General features: G+C 58.7%; 6 protein-coding genes. 2 read left to right on the forward strand and 4 right to left on the reverse strand.

Annotated features, from left to right (window positions below; translation table 11 throughout):
- Positions 1–134: 134 nt before the first annotated feature.
- The gene (locus tag CJ255_RS19380; protein ID WP_165774817.1) at positions 135–2,795 is read left to right on the forward strand and encodes an ATP-binding protein; all 2,661 of its coding nucleotides are present in this window, start codon (positions 135–137) and stop codon (positions 2,793–2,795) included.
- A gap of 169 nt (positions 2,796–2,964) precedes the next feature.
- Here the strand turns inward: CJ255_RS19380 and CJ255_RS19385 are convergent, their stop codons facing one another.
- The 4 genes from CJ255_RS19385 to CJ255_RS19400 all read right to left on the reverse strand — a co-directional run bounded on the left by CJ255_RS19385 (position 2,965) and on the right by CJ255_RS19400 (position 9,622).
- Positions 2,965–6,048: a beta propeller repeat protein gene (locus CJ255_RS19385; protein WP_097645740.1), complete on the reverse strand. Its 3,084-nt coding sequence runs from the start codon at positions 6,046–6,048 to the stop codon at positions 2,965–2,967.
- A 112-nt stretch (positions 6,049–6,160) separates the two neighbouring features.
- The gene (locus CJ255_RS19390; RefSeq protein ID WP_165774818.1) at positions 6,161–7,672 is read right to left on the reverse strand and encodes a glycosyltransferase family 39 protein; all 1,512 of its coding nucleotides are present in this window, start codon (positions 7,670–7,672) and stop codon (positions 6,161–6,163) included.
- A gap of 250 nt (positions 7,673–7,922) precedes the next feature.
- Complete coding sequence (locus CJ255_RS19395) at positions 7,923–9,050, reverse strand: hybrid sensor histidine kinase/response regulator (protein WP_165774819.1); 1,128 nt, start codon at positions 9,048–9,050, stop codon at positions 7,923–7,925.
- Positions 9,051–9,397: 347 nt separating this feature from the next.
- Positions 9,398–9,622: a hypothetical protein gene (locus CJ255_RS19400; RefSeq protein ID WP_097645743.1), complete on the reverse strand. Its 225-nt coding sequence runs from the start codon at positions 9,620–9,622 to the stop codon at positions 9,398–9,400.
- Positions 9,623–10,126: 504 nt separating this feature from the next.
- Between CJ255_RS19400 and CJ255_RS19405 the strand changes: the two genes are divergently transcribed.
- A partial coding sequence (locus CJ255_RS19405) for an ABC transporter permease (protein ID WP_097645744.1) occupies positions 10,127–10,882 on the forward strand: 756 nt, incomplete at its 3' end.

The following is a 10,882-nucleotide window of genomic DNA, read 5'->3' on the forward strand; positions in this document are numbered from 1 at the left end:
GATTGTAGATTGTAGATTGTAGATTGTAGATTGTAGATTGTAGATTGTAGATTGCCGAACATGGCGTCCCAATGGGCTTTTGCGTTCTTGATTGTGCGGCATGTTCAAGGGTAATTGGTATAAAGCCACGCATTATGGCCACTGTTTCTCACGCGCTGCATCGCTGGCGTATGCAGGCGCTCAATGTGATCCTAGGGATTTTGATCATTATCCCCATGCCGATGATCATCATTGATGCCTTGGGCCAATTTTGGTATGGCTCCTACCTGTTGCCGAGCCTCAAGCTGGTGAGCTACACCGCCGTTGCGCTGCTGGTCTTCAACCAAAAGCTAGACTACCAACTCCGGGTGGTGCTGTTGCTGGCCAACAGCTTGTTCGTGATTACCTACATGTTGATTAGTGACGGTGAGACCTCGGTTGGGCGCGGCTATCTGATTGCAACCGTTGCAATTGCGGCACTGATGCTGAATCGCTGGGCCACTCTACTGGTCTGGCTCTCTGGTGCGGCAGCCTTGTTTATCGGCATGTTTGTTTCACTGCAGCGCTCCGAGGTCGAACTTGCTACCCTCATGCTGCGGATGCACGACCCCATGATCATGCTGAATGGGGTTGCCAGCACGCTGATCATGAGCGCGATTACCGCCGTTGGGGCCTTGTCGTTAGTCCAGCGGATCAACGCCAGCTTGCAGGCGGTGGAATTGGCCCAGGCCGAGCGCGATCAGGCAAATCTGATGCTGGAGCAGCGGGTCGCCGAGCGCACCCAGGCGCTCGAGCAGACCTTAGCAGCCTTGCAGGCCAGTGAGGCGCAGCATGAGCAGGTGGTACAATCGCTCGCCGGGCGTGAGGCCCACCTGCGGGCCTTGCGCGATGCCCTCCCCGACCTACTCTTTATCGTTGATGTACAGGGCGTCTTTCGTGGCTACCATGCCCCTGAGCATACCGAGCTCTGGATGCCTCCCGAAGAGTTTCTGGGCCGTCCCGTTGATCAGGTGCTGCCCCCTGAGTTGGCCGAGATGACCCTGATTACCCTGCACCAGGTGCGTGATTCTGGTCAGATCCGCCAGTTTGAGTTTGCCATGGAGCATGCCAGAGATGGGCGCATCTTTCAAGAGGTGCGCGTTGCTCAAATCACCGCAGACGAGTTCCTGATTCTCGTGCGCGACATCACCGAGCGGCGTCTGGCCGTACAGCAGTTGCTGCGGGCCAAAGAGTCCGCCGAAGCAGCCGATCGGGCGAAGTCGCTCTTTCTGGCCCAGATGAGCCACGAAATTCGCACCCCATTGACTGCGATTGTAGCTGCTTCGCAACTTATCCAGAGTACAGCCCTAACGCCACGCCAGGGGGAATATGTGCAGACCATGCACACCAGTGCTGAATTATTGCGCCACGTTATTGGCAATATTCTCGATTTCTCCAAGATCGAAGCGGGGCAGATCGATCTCCACATCCAACCCTTTGATCTCCATGCATGCCTCAACGATGCGCTTGGTTTGGTCGCACATGCGGCCCAGCAGCGCGCCATTGGCTTCACGCAGGTCGTTGAGCAGGAGGTGCCGCGTATGCTTATGGGCGATAGTATGCGTCTGCGTCAAATCTTGGTCAACCTCTTGGGCAATGCGGTAAAGTTCACCCGTCATGGCAGCGTGACGCTGCGCGTGGGCGGGCAGCCCTGCCCGCCCAACCACTTTGAACTGATGCTACGGGTCGAGGATACAGGGATTGGCATTGCCCCCGAACAGCTTGCGCTCATCTTTGAACCCTTTGCGCGGGGTGAGGCTGCGATCACACGCCACGTTGATGGTTCAGGCTTAGGCTTGACCATCAGCAAGCAGTTGGTTGCACTCATGGGCGGCAGCCTTACGGTCACCAGTGAAGTCGGGGTTGGTTCGACCTTTACGCTCCGCTTGTCGTTGGAGCAGGGGGGGGTGGATGCAGAACAGAGAACAGGAGAACAGGAGAACAGGGAACAGGAGAACAGGGAACAGGGGGGGGTAGAACCCGGAAGCGAGCAGCGGGAAGCGTTGCGTATTCTCTTAGCCGAAGACAATCCCATCAACCAGAGGATTCTCCGCTACATGATCGAGCATCTTGGCTACCAGGTTGATCTGGCCAACCATGGGGCCGAGGCGGTGGCCATAGTGGCACGCCAACCCTACGATCTCGTCTTCATGGATATTCAGATGCCCTTCTTGGATGGCGAGGCGGCCACGCGCCAGATTCGGGCGCTCGAGGGCATTACCCAGCCCTACATCGTAGCGCTCACCGCCTCGGCCTTGGGGGGCGACCGCGAGCGGTATCTGGAGGCGGGTATGGATGCCTATCTGAGCAAGCCGGTTCAGCCCGAAGCGTTGCAGGCGATCTTTGCCCATTGTGTTGGGCGTCAAGCGCAACAAACTGCCCCGCAACTTCCTTCCAGCGCTCTGGCTGCCGAGGAGAGCCTGGTTGATTGGCGCACCCTTGACAGCCTGATTGAAACAATGGGCCCAGCGCCGGCCTATGGGGCACGCCTGATTACCGATCTCTTCTGTGGGCCATTTGCCAGCCAACTGGCGGAACTGGAGGATGCCCTCGCCGCTGATGATCGTGAACGCATGCGCATGTTAGCCCATAAGCTGCGGGGGGCAAGCCTACAACTCGGTGCCAACCCCTTGGCCAACCATTGGGCGCGCCTAGAGTTGGCCTTGCGCCGTGGGGAGGATAACCTAGAGACCTTGCTCGAAGCGGCGCGCCAAACCTACACCACAACCCTAGCCCAACTGGAGGCCCATCTGCAGCAGTTTAGCGAGGAGGGGTGAGGATGCGAGGGCGCGAGGATGCGAAGACGCGAGGGCGCGAGGGCGCGAGGATGCGAGGGCGCGAGGGTGCGAGGGTGCGAGGGCGCGTGAGGGTGCGAGGGTGCGAGGGTGCGAGGGTGCGAGGGTGCGAGGACTTCGCGTCCTCGCCTCACGCATCCTCGCAATACCCCTAGCGCCGCACCAGCGGCAGATAGACCATCTGCGGCGCATCTTGGTCGCCCTGACCACCCACCAGCGCAAACTCGGTCAGGTGGTCGAGGGTGGCGGTGAGGCGCTTGTTGGTCGGATCGAGTGTCGGGTTGGTCGAGACCCAATGGCTACCATTCCAGAAGACGAGATCAAGCTCATCTTCACTAATTCCCGCCATTATAAGCTCGGCGTCTGTATAGCTGACTCTCAGCGTAAAGGGCTGCGCGAATGCGCGGGTGGTCGTGCCGTCCGCCTTGGTTGCCACAATCGTAAAGCTACGCCCGACGAAGCGGAAATTCCTCAAGCTCTGCGTCGGCATGACCAACTCGCTGTAGGTGAGGGTATGCTCGGCCTGCACTGCCCCCGCTGGGAAGTTGAGATTGACATCACCATTGGCTAGGTTCAGATTGAGCGGCAGGTTGGCCCCTAGCCGCGCTTCGCGCCGTTCCAAGGCGTTCCAGGTCAGTTGCCACTGGCTCAATACGGGCGAGGCATTGGCGTTAGTTGCCGTCATGCGCCCGCGTAGGCGCACGGGCGCTGCGGGCAGATCGGCGAGGCTCGTGCCACTCGCCACATTCTCGCGCAGCACGTTGCCCGCGAGGTCAAGCACATCCACGGCGAAACTCGCACCCGCCGGCACCGTCACACTAAAGGTGAGCGTGCCCCACTCGACGCCGCCGCTGCCGCTAAAGATGGGCGGCGAGACCACTTCGCCCTGTAGCGGGGTGAGGGGGTAGGCAACAAGGCCATCAAAGCTGGGGTTGGTCGGATTACTGGGGTCAGCCATCATGGAGGCAGCTTGTTCCACCTTCATCCAGAGCCGGTTATCGCCTGCGACAACAAGTCCGCCGCTTCCACTACCGTGCGGATTGAGTTCCGCAAGTTGGAGTACTTCAGCTTGCATCCCATCACGACAGCGGAAACTGGTGAGGGTAGCACCCAGAGGTATTTCTGGGTTGATCAGATAGACCACCCCATCAGGGCCATTGGTGAAGGCATTGTTGGGATACCAGAGCATAGTAATGTCACTACTGCTGCGTACCACATTGCCACTGGTAGGCTGGAAGCCGGTAAGCGGCTGATTATTGTCACTACCGATCACGCAGTCGTTGGCATCAATATGCAGCGACCGGGTACTAAAATCGCTGGCCCGCTGAGTGAAGTTGTTGCCGTTGGGGCTGCTGAGTAGGTTCTGTTCATGGCCGACATAGATCGTTCCATCACTCGCAATCGCTACCGCCTGCGCTGCTTGGTTGAGGTTGTTCCACGTAGCATTGGCCACGTTGTAGCGGTAGAGTTGATTATGCAACACCACATAGATCGCAGCACCATCAGGTGTTGTGGCCATGGTGTTGTTGATACCAAGGGAGAAATTTTGGGGAAGTCCGGCGGGCTGCCCAAGATCGCTGAAACCATTGGTGCCACTGTTCCAGAGCAGGAGGTGTGGCGTAACGATGTCTGTTGATTCTATGAACGCTCTTGTGGTAGCAAGAACGTAGGTATTCTCGCTTTGTACTAGACCATCAACAAAACGCATGCGTTCGGTCTGGGTGTACGAGGACCACTGACTTGAGTAGACATACTCATACATTGGCAGACATGCACTTGCCCCGAATTGCATCGCTTGCCCGGTTGTGCTATTAAAGCTCGTGAGGCACATATTGTCCAAGAGCATAAGCGTTGTTGCGCCCTCTTGGCCACGCAGGATGCGCCCATAGTTCTGGCTCGCGCCAAAGAGGGGCCAATCAAGGGGATTACTGCTATTCAACTTGGCGCTGCCATCACCCACATCCACCCCTTTGGCAAAGAGCCGCCCGTGGCGATCAAAGGTCTCACGGTAGCCTGCTTGATCAGGTTGGTTCACCGCAACATAGACATCGGGGGTGCTGCCGAGTGAGCGCCAGGCACCATAGAAGCGGTTCCCCTCCGAGGCGGCGGCTAGCGCCGGGAAGCCACCCTCAACCCCCTGCAACGTAGGGGTTGTCCAGGTGCGCCCATCGAAGCTCTGGCTCGCCATGATGCGGAAGCTGGCATCCGCACCAAGATTGTTGACCCCTTGCGGGCGGTAGCTCGTTGTAATCGCCTCAAGGCTGGGCGCTGCCCAGACGAGGCCAAGGTGGTCGGCAGGGTTGATCGCTAAGGCGAGCGCCGTCACCATACCAAGCTGGTTACGCGCTAGGCTACTGCCGGTTGCACTAGACAATTGAGGCCAACTGTCTACAAGGGTGGCTTGGCTGAAGCTGTGGCCATCGTAGCTGCCAACCATGACCGCGTAGTTGCTATGCCACGCGAGGTGCAAGGTGCCTAAGCTATCGAGCTTCATATCAACAGGAAGGCTATAGCCAGCAGGTAGGTTAACGGGCGTCCCCCATGTTGCTCCGCCATCACTGGAGTGCAGCAGCGTCCCCCGTTCGGTCGCAAGGTAAGCCAGGTTACCACGCATGGCTACGAGGCGTGCCGCCAGCGGTTGCGCCTCAGACCATGCGCTGCCATTCCAGCGCCGGTAGAAGCCTCGTTCATCGGGGATGCTGTTGGCCGTGTAGCCCTCTACCGAGCCGAAACCCTCCGTCCATGCCACTAGTGCCTCACCGCTCTCATTGACCGCCACTGAGATCTGGCGAATAGGGATCGTGGAGCTAGAGAGCGCAAAGGGCGTCGTCCAACCACCCATCTCCCAACGACTCACCATAGTGTTGCTTCCATCGGCCCACGCCACCAAGCGATGCCCGCCAGCCGCCGCAATCTTAGGCTGTAGCGAGCGTTCGGCGCTGTTCGAGATGTTCCTTGGCGCTGCTGGCGCCCATGTCGCACCACCGTCGGCTGAGGTGCGGTAGAGAATTTCGCTACTCCCCGCATAGCCGGTTGTGCTATCAGCCCAGACGAGATGCAAAAAGCCGAATTCATCCACCGCGATTGATGGGCGATCCGAGATGCGCGCATCGTTGCTCACATTCACCGGCGTGTTCCAAAAGGCTGTGATCACCAGCACATCCACCACCGCCAGCACAATCAGTAGCACCACCGCAACACCGTAGTCCGTTTTGCCCGACAGCCACTTACGCATGACACGTCCTCCTAAAGGGGGGAGATAGGAAGTAGCAAATAGGAAGTAGGAAATAGTCTGATGCCTCAACCCTATTTCCTATCTCCTGTTTCCTACCTCCTGTACCCTTACCCTAACTTTGGGGAACCACTCCCCGATCGTGCCCCGCAACAGCGCGGAGCAACGCCGCGAGGCAGACCGTCGCGCTGAGGGCCAGCGCCACGGCCACCACGAGCCACCCTGAGTCGGGTGGGAGGCGGGCGAACCAGCAGGCGATCTGGTCAATTGGTTGACCCGGACGATCGACTGAGAAGGGCAGCGGACTCGGCAGCAGGGAAGGGCCACCGGCGGCCCGTGCGAGTGCGGAGGCGAGGATGCGTACCTGCCATACCAGGGGCATGTAGTCGGGATCGAAGAACCAGAAACCCCAAGCATAGACACCGCCCGTAATGACTTGGAGGAGTACCAGGGTATCGTTATAGCTAATTGCTACCAAAGGGATTTGCACGGCCACGCCGCTGGCGACGCTGGCCCCAAAGCCCCACTGTTGCCATGCGGCCAAGCTCGGCCAACGTCCCAAGAGGGTGCCCAGTGCCAAGAGCGCCAGTGGCAGCACCGGCAACTGGTAGCGTGGCCCCGGCGACCACGCGCCCGACCAGGGGCGCACCACGGCGTAGAAGATCACCGACGAGGCGATGAGTAGCAGGATCAAGCGCCCAAACGCACCATGCTGCCGCGCAAATTGGGGCAAAAAAAAGACCGCTGCGAGCAGCGGTGGGGCATAGACGAAGATGCTTTTGCCTAAACTGAAGAAGAGGGTGTAGAAACCATACCAGGCCGGACGCGGGAAGCGTGTCAACTCTTTGATGTGGTAGCCGGTGTTTAAGATGTCTTCGTAGCGCCAATAGTTGTAGCCCGCCAACACGACAACGCCCAGTGCTAAGGGGGCCATGAAAGCGAAGAGGGCCACCCGCGCCCCCCTGCTGATCGCCCATGCAAACCAGAGTAGCGCCGGTACATAGATCACCGCCGGATACTTCGTCAGAATGGCGAGGCCCGTCAGCAGCCCAGCGGCGGCCAAGAGCTTTGGCGCAGCGGCGGGGCGCTGCTCCGCCGCCAAGAGCAGTCGGCATACCAAGATCAGGATCAGCGTCAGCAGCGGCTCACTGTAGGTGAGGGTGGCATAGAGCCATGCCATCGTCGCGCCGCCATAGATCAGCGCCAGTGCGACAGCAATCCGTTGCGAGCGAAAGAGCGCCACGGCGAGGCTGTAGAGGACCAGCAGTGCCGTAGCCGTGGCAAAGCTGTTGACGAGCGCTACAGCAGCCTGGGTCGCCACCAGTTCATTGGCGGGCCAAAGCCATGCCGCCACGAGAAAGAGCGGAATCTGCGCGATCGGCTGCACCAAACCATACTTACTATAGACCGCACCGTCGCGCCCCTCCTTCTCAAACAGTTCATCGAGCCGATCCTCGGCTGGCACGGTCAGTTCACCGCGCAGCAGCAGGCCACGGGTCATGGTATAGGCACTGCGGGCATCGGGGTTGTCGAGTAGGGCAGCACTTGTCAAAAGGTAGAGACAAAGCATTCCAATCCAGAGCAGCAGGGGCTTGATCGGGATGGTCAAGTGCCTAGAGCCTTGCATGCCTATCATCTTAGCAATGGTAGATTACCGGATGATACTAAGCATACTTCACAATGAGAGTTTTTTAGTTAAGAGATAATTCTACATGAGAGTTTTTTAGTTAAGGCATGGTTTCAGAAGCGGCCTTTCAGCTTTACAGCATACAATGAAGCTGTTGTCGTAACTGTTCAGAGTTGGGGTAAGCAAATGCTGGGTGCGCGGGCCGGAGGCCCGCGCACCCAGCAGAAGTGTGAACCCTTACTTGTTGTCCCTAGCCCACCTCTGACAACGTAAAGCTGAAGGTCGTACCCTCACCGGGCGTACTGGTGAACCAGATCTTGCCGCCCTGCAATTCTACCAATTGGCGCGTAATATTGAGCCCAAGCCCGGTTCCTGGTTGGGTTCCAGTGGTTGCCGTTGTAGAGCGGAAGAAGGGTTCAAAGAGGCGCGCTTGTTCTTCAAAGGGGATGCCCTTACCACTATCCTGCACAGACACCTCGATAGTACCGCTGCCGTTACGCTGCACCCGTACCGCAATTTCGCCCTGGGGCGGGGTATACTTAGCGGCGTTACTGAGCAAATTGGTAAGAATCTGGGTCAAGCGCACCTCATCGGCAAAGACTTGAGGCATATCGTCGAGTGGGTCAAGCGTGAGGCGATGGCCCTGCTCTTCCAGCAGGGTACGAATAGTACCAAGGGCAGATTGGAGGCAGATAGCGAGCGAGGTGGGGGCCAACTCTAGGCGCAGGATGCCCGCTTCGATCTTGGAGAGATCGGTAATATCGGCGAGGACACTCTTCATCATACGAGAGAGCCGCCGGATCGAGCCGATAAACTCGGCCTGTTCGTCGTTGAGTGGGCCAATCATTTTGCTATGGAGCATATCGGCATAGCCCAAGATGCCGGTGAGCTGGTTGTTCAGTTCGTGGGAAACCATCGAGACAAAGGCGTCTTTTGAGCGATGGGCCGCCTCGGCGGCGGCGTGGGCGGCTTGCACGTGATCATTGAGCCGCTTGCGTTCCAGGCTGGCCTCAACGCGAGCCTTGAGCAGGCGGCGCTCAACCGGCTTACCCAGGAAATCTACCGCCCCCAAGCTCACACAGCGCGCAATGCTCTCGACATCATCCAGGGCCGAAACCACCACCACCGGCAGGTGGCGCAACTGCGGATCGTCCTTGAGCGCAGCGAGGGTGGCAAAGCCATCCATCACCGGCATCATCAGGTCGAGCAGGATCATATCTACGGCATGGGTCGCTAAGAGTTCCAAAGCTTGACGCCCATGCTCGGCCATCAGCACCTGACAACCCAAGCGCAACAGGTGGCGCTCAAGCAGCATGCGATTGGCCTCAATATCATCAACCACGAGAACTGTCGCGTTCTCGGAGCTAGGTAGTGTCATCACTTCGCGCCTTTGGCTTCCAACCAACCGGCTTTCCAGACGCTGCAACTGCTGTGATGCTGCAACAACCATAATCAACCCTCCCCGGCCTCGTCTGGTAGCTTGCAGTGCTGGACGAGCAGCCTGGACGATGTGCTGTAATTATACGCTAGTCTGCCCTTTGTATGAGTATACGCAACGAAGCGCCTGAAATCTATATGAGTTTTGTGATAGTTGTGGTGTAATCGAGTGGTACGTATACCATTTCCGATTGTAGATTGTAGATTGTAGATTGTAGATTGCCGGACAAGGCGTCCCAATGGGCTTTCGTGTTCTTGATGAGGCGGCATGCTCAAGGGTCATTGGGATTATTGGGCATTGTGCTGCAATTGTTGCTGGTAATGCCAAATGATGACACGGGCGGTCAATAGGTTGGTACTGGTCGTGAGTTGGGGGGCGGCCAAGAGGATCAATGCTTCCAATTCAGGGCCAGCCAACTGCCAGCCATAACGCTCATTCTCGGCCTGCACCAAAGGCAGCCAGCTCTCCAAAAGCCGTAAACGGGTGGTCGGGTCAGTGTATGGAGTTTCCATCCTTGTTGCTCCTTGCTTTCGCTTCAGTATAGATCGCCACTCCCAGCGCAAATGTGCATTTGGGGGCGGCTGCCCATACGCATTTTTGGGGCTCCGCCCCAAACCCCGCCGTAAGGTGCATCTGGGGCGGCTGCCCATACGCATTTTTGGGGCTCCGCCCCAACCCCCACTTTTTGTTGCGTGTTGGCGGCTTCGCCGCCAACACGCAACAAAAAGAGTTGTTAGCGCGAAAAAGCTCTGGGCCGCGCCGCTTGGCTTCGACAGGCTGGTTTCGGCAGGCTCAACCACCGAGCCAGCGGCGCGGTGGCTGAGCCTGTCGAAGCCACCGCGAGGTCGCCTGCCAACCCAAGGTTTTTTCGCGCTAACAAAGTGTTTTTTTGAGGGAGGCTTCGCCTCCCCCAAACCCCCGCCGGGGTGGTGCCTCCGTATGGGGCGCAGCCCCATACGGAGGCACCACCCCAAAGCAAGCTACACCTATAGTAAGATTGGCCCATGGTACAAGGCATGCAACGTTTCACAGGGCTGGTGGTGGTGGCGCTCTGGTGGGAGTTGGGGGCGCGTCTGGTGGGGAGTCCGGTGTTGCCGACGCTGGCGGCGACGTTGGCGGCGCTTGGGGTTGAGTTGGCTTCGGGGCGTTTGTTGGTGGCGCTGATGGCTTCGCTCTGGCATTTGGCGCTTGGGTTGGTGCTGGCGCTGGGTGGGGGCACCCTGCTGGCACTGCTGCTCCATCTGCTACCATGGCTGCGTCTGGCGGTCATGCCTGTAGTTGAGGCGATGCGCCCCATTCCGGCCCTCGCGCTCTTCCCCCTGATAGTAGTACTGTTTGGTCTCAGTAGTGCTGCGCAGGTGGCGGTGATTGCGTGGACCGCCTGGCCTGTGGTGGTACTCACGACGCTGCATGCGCTCGATACGACCGACCGTGAACTGTTGGATGCGGCGGCGCTGGATGGGGCCGGGCGTCTGGTTACGTTATTGACCATCAGGTTACCGCTGGCCTATCCGCTCCTCGTCACCGCTTGGCGCATTGCGGTCTCGGCGGGATGGATTTCGCTCGTGGCCGCCGAACTGCTTGGGGCCCCCACTGGCCTGGGGGTGAGTGCGGTCGAAGCGGGCCAACGCTTTCAGTTTGCCACCGTGGGGGCCTATATCATCGCCATTGGACTGAGTGGTTGGTTAGTCGCGTGGGGCGTGGGGCGGGCGTCGGTAGATTGGAGATTGGAGATTGGAGATTGGAGATTGGAGATTGGAGATTGGAGATTG

Source organism: Candidatus Viridilinea mediisalina, assembly GCF_002532535.1.
Taxonomy (GTDB): Bacteria; Chloroflexota; Chloroflexia; order Chloroflexales; family Chloroflexaceae; genus Viridilinea; species Viridilinea mediisalina.

Coding starts and splice junctions, on each gene's coding strand:
- CJ255_RS19380 (WP_165774817.1), top strand. CDS start 135: ATGGCCACTGTTTCTCACGCGCTGCATCGCTGGCGTATGCAGGCGCTC.
- CJ255_RS19385 (WP_097645740.1), bottom strand. CDS start 6,048: ATGCGTAAGTGGCTGTCGGGCAAAACGGACTACGGTGTTGCGGTGGTG.
- CJ255_RS19390 (WP_165774818.1), bottom strand. CDS start 7,672: ATGCAAGGCTCTAGGCACTTGACCATCCCGATCAAGCCCCTGCTGCTC.
- CJ255_RS19395 (WP_165774819.1), bottom strand. CDS start 9,050: ATGACACTACCTAGCTCCGAGAACGCGACAGTTCTCGTGGTTGATGAT.
- CJ255_RS19400 (WP_097645743.1), bottom strand. CDS start 9,622: ATGGAAACTCCATACACTGACCCGACCACCCGTTTACGGCTTTTGGAG.